The organism is Micromonospora matsumotoense (genome assembly GCF_900091525.1).
GTDB lineage: Bacteria > Actinomycetota > Actinomycetes > Mycobacteriales > Micromonosporaceae > Micromonospora > Micromonospora matsumotoensis.
Genome location: NZ_FMCU01000003.1, coordinates 455,690 through 472,019, shown reverse-complemented (window position 1 = coordinate 472,019; position 16,330 = coordinate 455,690). Strand labels below are relative to the sequence as shown.

The 16,330-nt window shown below is 73.5% G+C and carries 16 protein-coding genes; 10 read left to right on the top strand and 6 right to left on the bottom strand.

Annotated features, from left to right (window positions below; genetic code table 11):
- Positions 1 to 20: 20 nt before the first annotated feature.
- The gene (gene proB, locus GA0070216_RS09205; RefSeq protein ID WP_091242182.1) at positions 21 to 1,178 is read right to left on the bottom strand and encodes a glutamate 5-kinase; all 1,158 of its coding nucleotides are present in this window, start codon (positions 1,176 to 1,178) and stop codon (positions 21 to 23) included.
- Positions 1,179 to 1,191: 13 nt separating this feature from the next.
- On the opposite strand from proB, the gene GA0070216_RS09200 reads away from it, so the two are divergent.
- Genes GA0070216_RS09200 through GA0070216_RS09190 form a run of 3 tightly spaced genes read left to right on the top strand, consistent with a single transcriptional unit; the run spans position 1,192 to position 4,506 of the window.
- Complete coding sequence (locus tag GA0070216_RS09200) at positions 1,192 to 1,506, top strand: MGMT family protein (protein WP_088644748.1); 315 nt, start codon at positions 1,192 to 1,194, stop codon at positions 1,504 to 1,506.
- Positions 1,507 to 1,537: 31 nt separating this feature from the next.
- Positions 1,538 to 3,061 (top strand): MFS transporter, encoded by a 1,524-nt coding sequence (locus tag GA0070216_RS09195; RefSeq protein WP_091242179.1) that lies wholly within the window; start codon positions 1,538 to 1,540, stop codon positions 3,059 to 3,061.
- Positions 3,058 to 4,506 (top strand): pyridoxal phosphate-dependent decarboxylase family protein, encoded by a 1,449-nt coding sequence (locus GA0070216_RS09190; RefSeq protein WP_091242176.1) that lies wholly within the window; start codon positions 3,058 to 3,060, stop codon positions 4,504 to 4,506. Before GA0070216_RS09195 ends, GA0070216_RS09190 begins: the two co-directional genes overlap by 4 nt.
- Before the next feature lie 200 nt (positions 4,507 to 4,706).
- Here GA0070216_RS09190 and GA0070216_RS09185 read toward each other — a convergent pair whose 3' ends face one another.
- Positions 4,707 to 5,408 carry a COG1361 family protein gene (locus tag GA0070216_RS09185; RefSeq protein ID WP_091242171.1) on the bottom strand — a complete coding sequence of 234 codons (702 nt, stop codon included), beginning with the start codon at positions 5,406 to 5,408 and terminating at the stop codon, positions 4,707 to 4,709.
- A gap of 124 nt (positions 5,409 to 5,532) precedes the next feature.
- Here GA0070216_RS09185 and GA0070216_RS09180 point away from each other — a divergent pair, with 124 nt between their 5' ends.
- Together GA0070216_RS09180 and GA0070216_RS09175 are read left to right on the top strand one after the other, a co-directional pair.
- Positions 5,533 to 6,114, top strand: coding sequence for an NADH-quinone oxidoreductase subunit B (locus tag GA0070216_RS09180; protein ID WP_091242168.1), 582 nt, complete (start codon positions 5,533 to 5,535; stop codon positions 6,112 to 6,114).
- Between the two features lie 441 nt (positions 6,115 to 6,555).
- Entirely contained in the window at positions 6,556 to 7,872 is a 1,317-nt protein-coding gene (locus GA0070216_RS09175; RefSeq protein ID WP_091242166.1) for a DUF2252 domain-containing protein, read from the top strand.
- Between the two features lie 46 nt (positions 7,873 to 7,918).
- Here the strand turns inward: GA0070216_RS09175 and GA0070216_RS09170 are convergent, their stop codons facing one another.
- Complete coding sequence (locus GA0070216_RS09170; protein ID WP_091242162.1) at positions 7,919 to 8,965, bottom strand: glucose 1-dehydrogenase; 1,047 nt, start codon at positions 8,963 to 8,965, stop codon at positions 7,919 to 7,921.
- A 208-nt stretch (positions 8,966 to 9,173) separates the two neighbouring features.
- Between GA0070216_RS09170 and GA0070216_RS09165 the strand changes: the two genes are divergently transcribed.
- Positions 9,174 to 9,875, top strand: a complete 702-nt coding sequence (locus GA0070216_RS09165; RefSeq protein ID WP_091242158.1) for an NADH-quinone oxidoreductase subunit C — start codon at positions 9,174 to 9,176, stop codon at positions 9,873 to 9,875.
- Positions 9,875 to 10,840 carry an NADH-quinone oxidoreductase subunit NuoH gene (gene nuoH / locus GA0070216_RS09160; RefSeq protein WP_091242156.1) on the top strand — a complete coding sequence of 322 codons (966 nt, stop codon included), beginning with the start codon at positions 9,875 to 9,877 and terminating at the stop codon, positions 10,838 to 10,840. The genes GA0070216_RS09165 and nuoH overlap by 1 nt, the downstream gene beginning before the upstream one ends.
- A gap of 117 nt (positions 10,841 to 10,957) precedes the next feature.
- Here nuoH and GA0070216_RS09155 read toward each other — a convergent pair whose 3' ends face one another.
- Complete coding sequence (locus GA0070216_RS09155) at positions 10,958 to 12,274, bottom strand: S8 family peptidase (RefSeq protein WP_091242152.1); 1,317 nt, start codon at positions 12,272 to 12,274, stop codon at positions 10,958 to 10,960.
- Positions 12,275 to 12,568: 294 nt separating this feature from the next.
- On the bottom strand, positions 12,569 to 13,606 hold the full coding sequence (locus GA0070216_RS09150) for a glutathione S-transferase family protein (protein ID WP_091242149.1): 1,038 nt from the start codon (positions 13,604 to 13,606) through the stop codon (positions 12,569 to 12,571).
- Between the two features lie 243 nt (positions 13,607 to 13,849).
- On the opposite strand from GA0070216_RS09150, the gene GA0070216_RS09145 reads away from it, so the two are divergent.
- Complete coding sequence (locus GA0070216_RS09145; RefSeq protein WP_091242145.1) at positions 13,850 to 14,272, top strand: ester cyclase; 423 nt, start codon at positions 13,850 to 13,852, stop codon at positions 14,270 to 14,272.
- On the opposite strand, the gene GA0070216_RS09140 is transcribed toward GA0070216_RS09145, so the two are convergent.
- Complete coding sequence (locus tag GA0070216_RS09140) at positions 14,253 to 14,828, bottom strand: Uma2 family endonuclease (protein WP_091242142.1); 576 nt, start codon at positions 14,826 to 14,828, stop codon at positions 14,253 to 14,255. The two genes, GA0070216_RS09145 and GA0070216_RS09140, sit on opposite strands and share 20 nt — an antisense overlap.
- Before the next feature lie 130 nt (positions 14,829 to 14,958).
- Here GA0070216_RS09140 and GA0070216_RS09135 point away from each other — a divergent pair, with 130 nt between their 5' ends.
- Both GA0070216_RS09135 and GA0070216_RS09130 read left to right on the top strand, forming a co-directional pair.
- Positions 14,959 to 15,642, top strand: a complete 684-nt coding sequence (locus GA0070216_RS09135; protein WP_091242139.1) for a NuoI/complex I 23 kDa subunit family protein — start codon at positions 14,959 to 14,961, stop codon at positions 15,640 to 15,642.
- Positions 15,639 to 16,181: an NADH-quinone oxidoreductase subunit J family protein gene (locus tag GA0070216_RS09130; RefSeq protein WP_091242136.1), complete on the top strand. Its 543-nt coding sequence runs from the start codon at positions 15,639 to 15,641 to the stop codon at positions 16,179 to 16,181. The genes GA0070216_RS09135 and GA0070216_RS09130 overlap by 4 nt, the downstream gene beginning before the upstream one ends.
- Positions 16,182 to 16,330: the final 149 nt, after the last annotated feature.

Genomic DNA, 16,330 nt, shown 5'->3' with positions numbered 1-16,330 from the left:
CCCGCGCAGGGCCACCTGTGTCACAGCAGCACCAGGTCGTCGCGGTGCACGACCTCGCGTTCGTACGCCGGGCCGAGCGCCGCGGCGAGTTCCCCGGTGGACCGGCCGAGCAGGCCGGGCAGCTCCACCGCGTCGTAGTTGACCAGCCCCCGGGCGACCGACGTGCCGTCGACGTCGACCAGGTCCACCGGGTCCCCGGCGGTGAAGGTGCCGTCCACGGCGGTGATCCCGGCCGGCAGCAGCGACTTGCGCCGACCCACCACGGCCTGCACCGCGCCCGGGTCGAGGTGCAGCCGCCCCCGGGGCGCGGTGGCGTGCGCCAGCCAGAACAGCCGGGCCGCCGGGCGTCGTCGGGCCGGGTGGAAGAACGTGCCGACCGGGCCGCCGGTCAGGGCTTCGCCGGCCAGCGGAGCGGCGGTCAGCACCACCGGGATGCCGAAGCCGGTGGCGATCCGGGCGGCCTCCACCTTGGTGACCATGCCGCCGGTGCCGACCCCGGCCCGCCCGGCCCCGCCGATGTCGACGCCGGCCAGGTCGGCCTCGCCGCGTACCTCGGTGATCCGGGTGCTGCCGGGTCGGGTCGGGTTGCCGGTCCAGAGCGCGTCGACGTCGGAGAGTAAAAGCAGCAGGTCGGCGTCGACCAGGGCGGCGACCAGGGCGGCCAGCCGGTCGTTGTCGCCGAACCGGATCTCCTCGGTGGCGACCGTGTCGTTCTCGTTGACGATCGGCACCGCCCGCAGGTCGAGCAGCTTGCGCAGGGTCCGGTACGCGTTGCGGTAGTGCGCCCGCCGGGTCACGTCGTCGACGGTGAGCAGGACCTGCCCGACGGTGAGCCGGTGCCGGGCGAAGCCGGCCGCGTACCGGCCGATCAGCAGGCCCTGGCCGACGCTGGCGGCGGCCTGCTGGGTGGCCAGGTCACGCGGGCGGCGGGGGAGCCCGAGCGGGGCGAGCCCGGCGGCGATCGCCCCGGAGGAGACCAGCACCACCTCGCGGCCGGCGGCGGCGAGCGCGGCGAGGGCGTCCACCAGGGTGTCCACCCGGGTCTCGTCCAGGCCACCGGTGGCGGTGGTCAGCGAAGACGAACCGATCTTGACGACGATCCGTCGGGCCTGGGTGACTGCTTCACGCACCCGCCCATTCTGCGTGGTCGGTCCCGGCGGACCCCGCCGCGTTCCCATATCCTGGCCGGTCGTGACGCCTGAGGAGTATGTGGAGGCGGTGCTCGCGCTGGTCGAGCGGATTCCGCCGGGTCGGGTGATGTCCTACGGGGCGATCGCCGACGCGCTGGCCGAGCGGTCCGGGCGGGCCTCGGCCCGGCTGGTCGGCTCGATCATGGCCCGGCACGGCGGCGGGGTGCCCTGGCACCGGGTGGTGAACGCGGCGGGCCGGTTGCCACCCGGGCACGAGGTGCGGGCGCGGGCGCTGCTGCGCGCCGAGGGCTGCCCGCTGCGGGGCGCCGGGGTGGATCTGGATGCCGCCAAATGGTGGCCGGATGAGGGGCGGTGACCAGGCGGGAACGTGAGTAACATTCGGCCGCATGGACGCGCCACCGGCCGAGCCCGGCTCCCCGCCCGCGCCGCCCGCCGGGGTGTCCCGGACGGGCGTCGGCGGTTCCGTGCCGGCCGCCCGGGTGCCCACCTCGGACGGCGGCCCGGCCCGGCCTGCCGGCCGTCCCGGCCCCGACCCGTTGCCGCGTCGGGTGCACGCGGGTTATGCGCTCGGCTCGTTGGCCACCGGGGCGTTCGGCACGGTGCCCGGCCTGCTGCTGCTGCCCTACCTGACCGACACGCTCGGGGTGGCCGCCGGGCTGGCCGCCCTGCTGGTGCTGCTGCCGAAGGCGTGGGACGTGCTGGTCAACCCGGTCGCCGGGCGGATCTCCGACCGGACCCGCTCCCGGTGGGGGCCGCGCCGGCCGTGGCTGCTCGGTGCCGGGCTCGCCCTGGCGGTGCTCTTCGCCGCCATCTTCGCCGCCCCCTTCGGCGTCGGGCCGGCCGCCGGGGCGTACGTGGCCGTCGCGTTCCTCGCCACCGCCACCGCGTTCGCCTTCTTCCAGGTCCCGTACGTGGCGATGCCGGCCGAGCTGACCGACGACGCGGCGGAGCGTACCCGGCTGATGGGCTGGCGGGTCGCGGTGCTGGCGCTGGCCATCCTGATCTCCGGCGCGGTGGCCCCGATGGTGGTGACCGCGGGCGGCGAGGGGGTGGCCGGGCACCGTTGGATGGGGGTGTTCGTCGCCGTGTTGATCGCGCTCGGCGCGCTCGGCGCGTTCCTCGGCACCCGGTCGGCGGCGACCGGCACGGTGACCGCCACCGAACCGACGCTGCGCGCCCAGCTCGCGGTGGTCGCCGCCGACCGGCCGTTCCGGGCGCTGCTGCTCTGCTTCGTCGTCCAGTCCGCCGGGGTGGCGACCGTGCTGGCCGGGGTCAGCTATTTCGCGGCCCAGATCCTGCGGGACCCGACCACCGGCCCCACCGTGCTGTTCGCCTGCTTCGTCGGGCCGGCGCTGCTGGTGATGCCGCTGTGGACCCGGCTCGGCGCGCGACTGGGCAAGAAGACCGCGCTGGTCGCCGCCTCGCTGCTGCTGGCCGCCGGGGCGGCGGCCCTGGTGGCCGCGCCGGTGCTGCCCGCCGCCGCCGTCTACGCGGTGGTCGCGCTCCTCGGCGTCGGGTACGCCGGGCAGCAGGTCTTCGCGCTGGCACTGCTGCCCGACTGCGTGGCCGCCTCGACCGCGCGCACCGGCCGACGTCAGGCGGGGGTGTTCACCGGCCTGTGGACCGCCGGGGAGACCTTCGGACTGGCCCTCGGCCCGGGGATCTACGGCCTGGTCCTGGCCCTGTCCGGCTACGTCTCCTCGGCCACCGGCACCGCCGCCGCGCAGACCTCCACCGCCCGGCTGGGCGTGCTGCTCGGCTTCACCCTCATCCCGGCCCTGCTGATCGCCCCGGCCACGCTGCTGCTGCGCCCGCACCGCTACCTGCCGCCTGCCGGTCCCGCCGCGCCCGACGGCCGGGCGGGCGCCGAGGTTACCCACGCCACCGGAAAGGGCACCACGCTTCCATGATCGACGAGAACGGGGTGCCTGCGGAGCGGGTGCTGGACGAGATCAGGCAGCTCCGGGCGCAGGACCGCCCGGTGCACGGCGGCCGGCTGTTCGCCTACGTGTACGACCCCGGGGTCGCCGGGCTGGACGCGCTGGCCGGTGCGGCCCACGCCACGAGCGCCCACGTCAACGGGCTCGACCCGACCGCCTTCCCGTCCCTGCTGGCCATGGAGAACTGGCTGGTCGGGGCGACCGGCGGGCTGCTCGGCGGTGGGCCGGGCAGCGCCGCGCCGGACGTGGTGGGCAGCGTCACCAGCGGCGGCACCGAGTCGCTGATCCTGGCCGTCAAGGCGGCCCGGGACGCCCACCCGGAGCTGACCGCACCCCGGATCGTGGTGCCGGCCAGCGGGCACGCCGCCTTCGCCAAGGCCGCCCACCTGCTCCGGGTCACCCTCGACACGGTCGGAGTCGACCCGGCCACCCTGCGCCCGTCGGTGGCCGACGTGGCCGCCGCGATCCGCCCGGAGACGGTGCTGGTGGCCTGCTCCGCCCCGTCGTACGCGCATGGGGTGATCGACCCGGTGGCCGGGATCGCCGAGGTCGCGGCGGCGGCCGGGGTGCGCTGCCACGTGGACGCCTGCTTCGGCGGCTGGACCCTGCCCTACCTGCGCCGCCTGGGCGTGCCGGTGCCGCCGTTCGACTTCACCGTCGACGGGGTCACCTCGATCTCCGTCGACCTGCACAAGTACGCGTACGCCCCGAAGGGGGTGTCGGTGCTGCTGCACCGGGATGCGACGCTGCGTGCCCCGCAGTTCTTCGCGTACGCCGACTGGCCCGGCTATACCATGGTCAACCCGGTGCTCGCCTCCACCCGCTCGGGTGGGCCGATCGCCGCGGCGTACGCCACCCTGCGGCACCTCGGCGACGACGGCTACCTGCGGCTCGCCGCCGCCACCCGGGACGCGGTCGGCTGCCTGGCCGCCGCCGTCCGTGGGGTCGACGGGCTGCGGCTGATGGCCGAGCCGGAGTCGACAGTGGTCTGCTTCACCAGCACCGACCCGGCGCTCGACCTGTTCGTCCTGGTCGACGAGCTGACCGCCCGGGGCTGGCACACCCAACCCCAGCTCCGGTACGCCGACCTGCCCGCCAGCGTGCACCTCACGGTGACCGCCTCGGTGGCGCCCCGGGTGGCCGAGTTCGGCCCGGACCTGGCCGCCGCGGTGGCCGCCGCCCGCCGGGCCGGGCCGGTCGAGTTGCCGGCCGAACTGCTCGCCCTGGCCGGGTCGCTGACCCCGGCGGCGCTCACCCCGGAACTGATCGGCGGACTCGCCGCCGGGTTGGGGCTGGGTGCGGGGCCGCCGGACCGGATGGCGATGGTGAACACCCTGCTCGACGCCGCCCCCGCCGCGCTGCGGGAACGCCTGCTGGTGGAGTTCGTCGGCCTGCTGCAACGCCCCACCTGGTGACCGTCCCGGGGGCTGTCTCGGCAGCCCCCGGAACGCCCCGAACCCGTCTGATCCACCCCCGGCCCTGCCCTGCCCGCTTGGGGACCTGCCCACCCTCGGCCCTGCCCACCCCTGGCCCTGCCCACGCGCGGGCCCTGCCCCGACCAGCCGGCCGGCCCCGACCAGCCGGCCGGGCACGGTCGTCGTGCCCGGCCAGCTGGTCACCGGTAGGGCAGCGGGGTGACGTTGTCGTACTCGACCACCTCCGCGACGACCTGGTTCTCGGCGTCCAACGCCTGCGCGGTCAGCTCGGCCGTGCCCGCCCCGAGCGGGTCGTCGGGCGCCACCCGCAGCCCCAGGGACAGCCGGAACTCCGCCCCCGGTGCCAGGCCGCCCAGATCGCAGCGCACCGGCCCGCCGGCCGTCCCCGGGGCGGTCCGGCAGGCCTTCCAGCCGTCGCCGTCCGGGCGCAGCGCCGCCGGCAGGTCGAACCGGAGCGCCACGGAGCGGGCCGGGGCGGAGCCCACGTTGCGGACCCGCACCGTCGTGCCGCCGGCACGGGAGCCGTCCGGCGCGACGCCGAGCACCAGGTCGGTGGCGGTGACCACGAGATTCACCTCGTGCGGGTTGACCGGGAAGGTGGTCGGTCCGGAGACCTGGCGGAAGGACCCGCCGTCCCAGCGGTAACCGCGCCACTGCCGTTGCGACCACTCACCGGCCCAACCACCGCCCGGGTAGATGTCCCCGACCTGCACCCGGACCACCCCGTCGCCGCGTACCTGCACTCCGATCAGCCACTGGGGCCGCTCCCGGGCGCTGAGGACCACCCGCCCGACGGTGACGACCCGGCCGGTGGAGTCCCGGTCGAAGGCCACCACCTGCTGCCAGCCGTGGGTGCCGAAGACGCACTGGACCACCGCCACCGTCTCCTGCCCTCTGCCTGCGCACCGGGTTGCGTCCGCCAGCTGTGGTTGACTGTCCATTGGGAGACAGCGCAGCGGCCACGGCGACGTAACGGTTGTCGCCCGGCCGGACGAGGAGGCGGTCGTGCAGTTGCCGGCAGTGCTCGGCGAGCCGATCCGGTTCGTCCTCAACTGGGGGCGGCGTTACTCGCTCTGGGTGTTCAACTTCGGCCTGGCCTGCTGCGCGATCGAGTTCATCGCCACCAGCATGGGCCGGCACGACTTCATCCGGCTCGGCGTCATCCCGTTCGCCCACGGGCCCCGGCAGGCCGACCTGATGGTGGTCTCCGGCACGGTGACCGACAAGATGGCCCCGGCGATCAAGCGGCTGTACGACCAGATGCCCGAGCCGAAGTACGTCATCTCCTTCGGGGCCTGCTCCAACTGCGGTGGCCCGTACTGGGACTCGTACTCGGTGACCAAGGGCGTCGACCAGCTCATCCCGGTCGACGTCTACGTGCCCGGCTGCCCGCCCCGGCCGGAGGCGCTGCTGCACGGCATCCTCCGCCTCCAGGAGAAGATCGCCGCCGAGCAGTCCGGCATCGGCGGCGTCGACCGCACCGACCCCCTCGCCCCCCTGGCGGACGTCACCCCCTCCGACGGCAACCCCCCACGCCCGGTCGAGTCCCTGACCGCCCCCCCGATCCACCGCCCCCCCACCCCCTGACCCCCCGCCCCACCCGCTCCCCGCGCTGCTCCCGTATTCCCGCGCTGCTGCCCCGTGCTCCCGCGCTGCCCCGTGCTCCCGCGCTGCCCCGTGCTCCCGCGCCCCGCGCTGCCCCCGTTGATCAAGAGCTTTACGTCATCTCCACACCAAAACCTGGCCCAAACCTCTTGATCGCCACCCGCAACCCCGCCGGAGCAGGCAGGCCGAGCGGTGCGGCTGCCGCTCGGCTCGGTGATCAAGAAGTTTGGGTCAGTTCTTCGCGGGATTTTGACGTAAAGCTCTTGATCAACGAGGGCCGGCCGGCGGGGGCGGGCCGGCCGGCGGGGGCGGAGCGGTGGAGCGGCGGAGCGGCGGAGCAGTGGGCGGGGGTGGAGTGGGCGGGGGAGGGTGGGTCGGCGGGGGGCAACTGGTGGGGTGGTGGGTGGGGGTTAGCGTGCGGGCATGAACGACTCTGCGGACAAGCGGTCCGCCTTCATCGTCGACGTGTTGACCGATGAGTTCGGCGCGTCGATGGCGCTCGATCCGGCGGCGTTCCGTCGCAAGTTCCGCAAGATGGCGGCGTCGCCGTTCTCCTTCTACCGGGGCAGCGCCTCGCTGTTCTACGCAGACCAGCGCGGCGACTTCGCCGACGACGCGTTCCTCGACGAGCGGACCAGCCGGGTGTGGATCCACGGCGACCTGCACGCCGAGAACTTCGGCACCTACATGAACGGCTCCGGGCACCTGGTGTTCAACGTCAACGACTTCGACGAGGCGTACGTCGGGCCGTTCTCCTGGGACCTCAAGCGGCTCGCGGCCAGCGTGGCGTTGCTCGGCTACGCCAAAGCCCTGTCCGACCAGGCGATCGGCGACCTGGTCACCGGGTTCGCCCGGTCGTACCTGACCGAGTTGCGGGCCATCGCCGCCGGTGGGGACGACGCGATCGGGTCGATCACGCTGGACAACGCCGACGGGGTGCTGCGCAGGGTGCTCCAGGAGGCCCGCCTCAACACCCGGGTCGACCTGCTGGCCGCGCAGACCACCGTCGACAACTACGAGCGGCGGTTCTCCCTCGGCGACGGGGTCTACGAGATCGACGGGGAGACCCGGGAGCGGGTCTGCGCCGCGTTCACCGCGTACCTGAAGACGTTGCCCGAGGCGACGGCCCGGCTGCGTCCGGTCGCCACCCAGATCAAGGACGTGGTGCTGCGCAAGGGCGTGGGCATCGGTTCGGCCGGGCTGCCGTCGTACAACCTGTTGCTGGAGGGGCACACCGAGGCCCTGGAGAACGACGTGGTCATCTACATGAAGCAGGCGCAGGTGCCGGCGGTGGCCCGGCACATCGACGACGAGCGGGTCCGGGGCTACTTCCGGCACCAGGGCCACCGGACGGCCGAGTCGCAACGGGCGTTGCAGGCGCACGCCGACCCGTGGTTGGGCTTCACCGAGCTGGACGGGGTCGGTCAGCTCGTCGCCGAGGTCTCCCCGTACGCCGCCGACCTGGACTGGTCGGACGTCAACGAGCCCGAGGAACTGGCCGGGGTGCTCGCCGACCTGGGCCGGGCGGTGGCCCGGATGCACTCGGTCGCCGACGACGAGTCCAGCCACGACCTGGTCGACTACTCCACCGAGGAGGCGATCGTCGCGGCGATCGGCGACGACACCGACGGCTTCGTCGGACACCTGGTCGAGTTCGCCCACGCGTACGGGGTCCGGGCCCGCACCGATCACCAACTCTTCGTCGACCTGTTCCGCAACGGCCGGCTCCCCGGCATCTGAGCAGCCCGGTCCGCCGGGTGCGCCGGTCGGCCGCGGCGGGCGGGGTTCACTGGCCGAACTCCAGCACCACCTTGATGTCCTCGTCGGCGTGGGCGTACGCCTGGGCGTACGCCGACACCGGCACCCGGCGGGTGATCATCGCGTTCAGCCAGGACTGGTCGGCCTGGGCGAGCGCCTGGGCGGCCAGTTCCCAGTGCCGCCGGTTGGCGTTGACCGAGCCGAACACCACGTTGTTCTCCAGCACCAGCGCCCGGTTGAGCGCCCCGGCGTCGAAGTCGATGGTCCGGCCCCCGCTGGACACCCCGGTCAGGCAGACGATCCCGGCCGGGCCGACCTTGCACATGGCGTCCAGCACCACCGTCGGCGCACCGGTGCACTCGACCACCACGTCCGGCTCGAAGTCCAGCTCGTTCACCGGCACCGTGTGGTACGTCGCGCCGAGCGCCCGGACCAGGTCCGGCTTCGGCCCGGTGGTGCTGCGGTCCAGCACGTGCACCGACAACCCCCGCTGGACGGCCAGCAGGGCCGCCAGCAGCCCGATCGGCCCGGCGCCGGTGATCAGGACGGTCTGCGGCTTCCACTCGGCGCGGGTGCCGATCCGCGCGATGTGGTCCCATGCCTTCGCCACCACGCTGGCCGGTTCCAGCAGCATGCCGACCGGGGCGAGGACCGGGTCGAGCCCGACGGCGAACTTGGGTTGCACCCGCCACCGGTCCCGGGCGAAGCCGGGCAGCCCCTTGATCCCGTGCTCGGTGTACCGACCGTTGCGGCACATGTCCCACTCGTCGACCGCACAGTTGGGGCAGGGCACCGGGTCAGGATGCCGGACGACGCCGGCCACCAGGTCACCGGCCTGCAGGGTGCCCGACGGGTCCTCCAGGACCCGGCCGAGCGACTCGTGACCGAGCACCAGCTCCCGCTGACCGGGCGGGGCCTCGCCGTAGTCCCCGGCGGTGATCTCCTGGTCGGTGCCGCAGATGCCGACGGCGAGCGCCTCGACCAGGATGGCGCCCTCCTCGGCCGCCGGCTCGGGCCAGTCCTGCACCAGTCGCAGCGAGTCGCGGACCCCGGGAGTCACCGTCACAGCGCGCACGGCCCCATCTTTCCCCGCCCAGTCCCGCCCCGCCCGGCAAAGCGACAGATGCCCGCCCGGGACCCCCGGCGACGCGGCAGCCGCCCCGTCCGGGACCACTCCGCGACGCGGCGGACGGCCGTCCGTTCACCTCATCCAGGTGTCCGCCGGGCGCGTACGACCGGGCGGGCGGACCCGGGGCCGGGGCGACGGCCATAGGATCAACCGCATGACTCCGGAAGAGGTCGGTCGGCGGGTGGTCGCGCTGCTCACGCCGGTCGAGGCGACCGCGTCGGTGTCCGGCGGGCAGGCCCACGCCCGGGCCACCGTCGACGTACCCCCGGCGGCCTGGGCGGACACCCTCCGCGCGGTACGCGACGACGCCGAGCTGGCCTGCGACTTCTTCGACTGGCTCTCCGCCGTGGACGAGTTGGCCGGCGGCTTCGACATCGTGGTCCACCTGTGGTCGACCCGGCACCGGCACGGGGTGCTGCTGCGGACCCGGGTGCCGAGGGCGACGCCGACGGTGACGTCGGTGGTCGACGTCTTCCCGGGGGCGGCCTGGCACGAGCGGGAGACCCACGAGATGTTCGGCATCGACTTCGCCGGCCACCGGGGGTTGACCCCGCTGCTGCTTCCGCCCGAGTTCGAGGGGCATCCGTTGCGCAAGGAGTTCGTGCTCGCCTCCCGGGTGGCGAAACCGTGGCCGGGGGCGAAGGAACCGGGCGAGTCCGAGGCCGGCGGCGGTCGCCGCGTGGTCCGCCCGCCCGGGGTGCCCGCCCCGGGGGAGTGGGGTCTGGTGCCGGCCCCGGCCGGCCCGGTGACCGTGGGCAACGGGCCGCGCGGCGGCACCCCGGCCCGCGCGCCCCGGGAGCGTCCGGCCCGGCCGGCGCGCGGTGACCAGGGCGGCGACGAGGGGGGTACGGCCTGATGCCGACCTGGTTGGAGCTGGTGATCCGGATCGGCGGGGTGCTGGTCGCGTTCCTCACCCTGCCGCTGATCGTCGGCCAGGCCGAGCACAAGGTGATGGCGCACATGCAGGGCCGGCTCGGTCCGATGTACGCCGGGGGCTTCCACGGCTGGGCGCAGCTCGTCGCCGACGGGATCAAGTTCGTCCAGAAGGAGGACATCACCCCGCGTGAGGCGGACCGGGCGGTGTTCCGGCTGGCCCCGGTGGTGGCCCTGGTGCCCTACCTGCTGGTGCTGCTGGTGATCCCGCTCGGCCCGAACGACCTGGTCGGGCAGCCGCTGGACATCGGCCTGTTCTTCGTCCTGGCGGTGGTCGGGGTCGGTGTGGTGGCGGTGCTGATGTCGGCGTGGGCGTCGGCCAACAAGTACAGCCTGCTCGGCGGGCTGCGCGGGGCGGCCCAGCTGCTCGGTTACGAGCTGCCGCTGGTGTTGGCCGCCGCCTCGGTGGCGATGGCGGCGGGGACGTTGAGTCTCGGCGGGATCGTCGAGGCGTGGCAGCCGTGGTGGCTGTTCTGGCAGGCGCCCGCGATGATCGTCTTCTTCGTGGCCGGGCTGGCCGAGATCCGGCGGCCCCCGTTCGACATGCCGGTCGCCGACTCCGAGCTGGTCTTCGGCTACATGACCGAGTACACCGGGCTGCGGTTCGCGTTCTTCCTGCTCGCCGAGTACGTCGGGATCGTGGTGATCGCCGCGCTGACCACCGTGCTCTTCCTCGGTGGGTGGCAGGGCCCGTTCGCCGACGCCCAGCTCGGTTGGCTGTGGACCCTGCTGAAGGTGTTCGCCGTCTCGTTCGTGATCATCTGGCTGCGGGTGTCGTTCCCCCGGCTGCGGGAGGACCAGCTCCAGCGGCTGTGCTGGCTGGTCCTGGTGCCGGCGGCGCTGGCCCAGTTGGTCCTCACCGCCGCCGTACGCCTCTCGCTGAACTGAGCGGGGCGTTCGGGTCGGCCCACGGGATGCCCCCGGGTGGCCCGTCCACCCGAGGCCGCACCACACCGACGCGGCCCGGAGGGGCCCCGGAACACTCCCGGGGCCCCTCCGGCGCGCTCACGGTGCGGCGTAGAGCAGGCGGTTCGGGGAGCCGACCCCCGGGTTGATCACCTTGCCGGTGCTGGCGGCGGTGATCAACGCGCTCTTGGCGGTGGCCAGGGTCGCCGACGGGTTGGTCTGCCGGTAGCGGGCCAGCCACCCGGTGACGTGCGGGGCCGCCATCGAGGTGCCGGACCAGCCGCTGGCCACGGCGGTGTTCGAGGCGATGCCGGCGGAGGTGATGTCCACCCCCGGGGCGAAGATGTCGACGCAGGTCCCGTAGCTGGAGAACGAGGCCCGGTTGTCGCTGATGTCGGTCGCCGCGACGGTGATTCCCCGGGTGGAGCGGGGGCCGTTGGTGCAGGCGTCGGTGTTGAAGTTGTTGGCGATGAACACCGGGTACACCCCGTGGTCGATCAGGTTCTCGATCGAGGTGTTGGCGGAGGTGCCGTAGCCCTGGAGGCTGAAGTTCGCCACCGAGGTGGTCGCGTGGTGGGTGGCCAGCCAGTCGACGCCCTCGATCAGGTCGGTGCTCCACCCGGAGTTGTCGCACTGGAGCACCCGGACCGCCCGGAGGGTCACCGACTTGGCGACCCCGTAGGTGGTCCCGCCGATGGTGCCGGCGACGTGCGTGCCGTGGCCGTGGCAGTCGTTGGTGCCGTTGCCGTCGCCGACCGCGTCGTAGACCCCTGCGGCCCGGGTGCCGAAGTCGACGTGGGTGGCCCGGATGCCGGAGTCGACGATGTAGGCGGTCACCCCGGAACCGGTCGAGGTGTAGCCGAAGCTGTTGCTCAGCGGCAGGTTGCGCTGGTCGATGCGGTCCAGCCCCCACGACGGCGGGTTGCTCTGCACGGCCTGGATGGAGACGCCGCCGGCCTGGCTGCGGTCGGCCCGGGCCGTCATCGGGCCGGTCCGGTCCGGGGTGGTGCTGGTCAGGCCACCCTGGATGCGGGTGTCCCGCTCCACGTACTGCACGGCCGGGTCGTTGCGGACGGCGGCGAGGGCGGCCGGCGGCAGCACGGCGGCGTACCCTTCGAGAACCTGGGTGTAGCGGGTCAGCACCGTGCCACCGGCCCGCTCGGCGGCGGCGGCCGACTGGCCGGTCCGGGCGAGGCGGTCGGTGCGGTCGGTGCCGGTCGGCTTGTCGGAGAGCACGACGATGTACCGGTCCGGCGCGGCCTCCGCGCTGCCGGCCAGCAGCGGCGCGGGCGCGGCCCGTCCCGGGCCGGGGGTGCCCGGTGCCGCGACGGCGGCGTTGGTGGTGGTGGCGAGCGCGCCGACGAGAACACCGGCGAGTACGCCCAGACGTGCGGTCCTGCTACCCAGCTTGCGCAAGGCTCGATCCTCCTCAAGAGGGGAGTCCGTAGTGGACAGGCGGCCCGCCGGCGGGAATCGCATCGACGGACGCCCCCTAGTTGAACAGGTCATATTGACCACCGTGTTAACTCTTGAGCACCGAAGGTGAATGTGCGACAGCTCTCAGTGGCCGGATTCGGTGGTCCGGCGACCGGCCGGAACGGCGGTGGCGCGGTGACCTGCCGGGCCGCCGTGGCTTCGCGTGCAGGTGGGGTGACAGCAGCGCGCCCCCACCCGGCGGGCCGGGCGGGGGCGCGTGGTCGGGACGGTGGGTCAGCCGATCGGGGTGTGCTCCGGCGGCACCTGCTCGCCGGGCGGCGGGGGCGGCGGGGGAGTGCCGTCGCCGAACGGTCGACCACCCAGCGCCTCCCGCCCGTGCGGGCTGAGCCAGTTGACCAGGTCCGGGCCGAGTGGCACCACCCCGGTCGGGTTGATGTCCCGGTGCACCTCGTAGTAGTGCCGCTTGATGTGGTCGAAGTCGATGGTGTCGCCGAACCCGGGGGTGGCGAACAGGTCCCGCGCGTACGCCCACAGCACCGGCATCTCGCTCAGCTTCTGCCGGTTGCACTTGAAGTGGCCGTGATAGACCGGGTCGAAGCGGACCAGCGTGGTGAACAGCCGCACGTCGGCCTCGGTGATGGTGTCCCCGACCAGGTAACGCTGGTTGGCCAACCGGTCGCTGAGCCAGTCCAGCCGGTCGAACAACCGCCGGTACGCCTTCTCGTACGCCTCCTGCGAGCCGGCGAAGCCGCACCGGTAGACCCCGTTGTTGACGTCGGCGAAGACCACCGCGTTGACCTCGTCGATCTCGGCGCGCAGCGCTTCCGGGTAGAGCTGCGCAGCGCCCTCACGGTGGTACGCCGTCCACTCGGTGGACAGGTCCAGGGTCATCTGCGCGTAGTCGTTGGTGACCACCTGCCCGGTCGGCACGTCGACGATCGCCGGCACGGTGATGCCCCGCTCGTAGCCGGGGAACCGGGCGAAGAACGCGTCGGCCAGCCGTTCGATGCCGAGCACCGGGTCCCGTCCGTCCGGGTCCAGGTCGAACGTCCAGCTCCGGGCGTCGTGGGTCGGCCCGGCCACCGCCATCGGCAGCGCCTCCTCCAGCCCGAGCAGCCGCCGTACGATGATCATGCGGTTGGCCCACGGGCAGGCCCGGCTGACCACCAGCCGGTAGCGGCCCGGCTCGACCGGGTAACCGTCCCGCCCGTCGGCGGTGATCCGGGTGGCGATGTAGCGCTGGTCCCGGGTGAACTCACCCCCCGGCTCGACGTACTTGCCGCCGGTCGTCGTGCCTGCCTCGTTGCCCACGTCGCCCCCTGAGTCTGCGTCGTTCGTGTCTGAGCCCCATCCTGACTGATCTCCGCGCCGTCGGCCTCCGGCGCGCTGGTCCCGGCCCCTGGGCACTACCCGGAGTGCTGGTACCGGCACCCGCCCCCGCCTCCGGGTGTCGGTGCCCGGATGCCGAGGCGCGCCGGGGTCGGCCGGTCTGTCGGGTGGAGTGGGCGGTGGGAGCGTCGTCGGCCCGGCGGGTGGGCTGGTTACGCTGCCCGGATGATCGACGTTGCGGCGGTGGCCCGGCGGTTCGTGGCCGACGTGTGGAACGCCGGCCACGAGGAGTCGGTGTACGAGCTGGTGGCCGAGGAGTGCCCGGGGCTGGGCGGCACCGGCCCGGCCGCGCTGTTGGCCTGGCACCGGGACCGTCGGGCCGCCTTCCCCGACCTGCGCTACAAGCTGGTGGACGTGGTGGCGACCGGGGACCGGGTGGCGCTGCGCTGGCGGGCCGCCGGCACCCAGGCGGGACAGTTCGGCCCGGTGCCGCCGACGGGGCAGGTGGTCAGCTATTCCGGGGCGACGTTCCTGCGCTTCGACACCGCCGGGCGGATCGTCGACGTGTGGAGCGTCAACGAGCTGTTCCAACTGCTGCAACAGTTGGGTGTGGAGATGCTGCCGCCGCTCACCGACGCCGGGGCGTGATCCGGGCGATCGACAGGTTCACCGGGAACGGCTCGCCGGTGTCGACGAACTTCGTCCACCGCCCGGTCTCCAGGTAGACCTCGTTCACCGCGTCGATCCGGTAGGTGTGCACGACCAGACCGTCGTCCTCCACCTCGATCCGCCAGTAGAACGGGATGCCGGCCTGTGCGTAGAGGGTCGGTTTGAGCACCCGGTCGATGGAGCGGGTGCTGGGGGAGACGATCTCGACGGCCAGCACCACCTCGTGCGCCTCGTAGCGGGACGGTTCGCGGGCGGCGGCGGTGGACGTGGTCACCAGCACGTCGGGGATGAAGGAGCGGGTCCGGTTGATCCGCACCTCCACGGCCTGGGTCACGTCGTAGTCGTCGGGGCACTCCTCTTCGAGCGCGACGCCAAGTCGCATCGCGATGGTCTGGTGGATGCGAGTGGGGGAGGGGGACACGATCAGCACTCCATCGAGAAGTTCGCGGCGGTGGCCGTCCTCGGGCAGCGCGTCCAGATCGTCGGTCGTCCAGCCGCCCTCGGGCGGATAGTCGTTCTGCAACGCGGCAGTCATCGGTCGGTCCTTCCCGGTGCGTCGTTCTCCCCGGCTGTCAGGGTAACGCCGGCAAACGCCGGGTGGTGGTCGCGCGCGCCGTGGCCACAGGGCAGGATGACCCCATGAGCGAGCGCAGCGAGGCGATGTCGTGAGCGAGCGCAGCGGGATTCCTGGCGAGGGGCTGGTGAAGGGGCTGGCGGTCACGTTGAAGACGATGACCCGCCGGTCGACCACCCAGCAGTACCCGGACGTCGCCCCCGAGCTGCCACCCCGCTCCCGGGGTGTGATCGCGCTGTTGACCGAGAACTGCACGGTCTGCATGCTCTGCGCCCGGGAGTGCCCCGACTGGTGCATCTACATCGACTCGCACAAGGAGGAGGTGGCGGTGGCGGGCGCGGCCCGCCCCCGCCAGCGCAACGTCCTCGACAAGTTCGACATCGACTTCTCGCTCTGCATGTACTGCGGCATCTGCATCGAGGTCTGCCCGTTCGACGCCCTCTACTGGTCGCCGGAGTTCGAGTACGCCGAGTACGACATCAAGGACCTGCTGCACGACAAGGACCACCTCGGCCAGTGGATGGCCACCGTGCCGCCGCCGCCCGCGCACGACCCGCACGGTGAGCCGGCGAAGGAGGAGGCCACCGCCGCGCGCAAGGCCGCCGCCCCGACCAGCTCCGCCGCCCGCCCCACCGTGGTACGCCCCGAACCCGCCCCCGCCGCCCCCCGCACCGCCCCCGGCGCCCCCGAGCCGGGCCCCGCGCCCGCTCAGAGCCCGGAGCCCGGCCCCGCCCCCGAGCCCGGTTCTGCCGGCGACGGAGGTGCCTCGCGGTGACCGGTGCGGACGTGCTGCTGCTCGCCCTGGGCGCGGTGGCGGTCGGGTCTGGTGTGCTGGTGGTCGCCACGAAGCACCTGGTCCGGGCCGGCCTCTATCTGGTGCTCTGCCTGGGCGCGCTGGCCGGCGACTACCTGGTGCTCACCGCCGAGCTGGTCGCCTGGGTGCAGGTGCTGATCTACGTGGGCGCGGTGGTGGTGCTGTTGCTGTTCGCGGTGATGCTGACCCGCGCCCCGATCGGGGCCTCCGACGACCTGGACCGGCCGGGCTGGCCGGCTGCGCTGATTGGCGGCGGCGTCGGGTTGGGCCTGGCCGCGCTGCTGGTCGACGCGTTCCGCTGGTCGAGCGTGGAGCTGCCGGCGGCGGGCACCGCCGAGGGCATCGGCGAGCAGGTGTTCCGCTCCTGGGTGCTGCCGTTCGAGGTGCTGTCGGTGCTGCTGCTGGCCGCCCTGGTCGGCGCGATCATCCTGTCCCGCCCGGACATCGGCCGCCGCCCCGACACCGCCGCGTCGTCGTCGCGAACGAAGGTGGTCCGGTGAGCGCGAGGAGTGAGCCGGGTTTGCGAGCCCCGCAGTCGCGAATGAAGGTGGTCCGGTGAGCGCGAGGAGTGAGCCGGGTTTGCGAGCCCCGCAGTCGCGAATGAAGGTGGTCCGGTGAGCGCGAGGAGTGAGCCGGGTTTGCGAGCCCC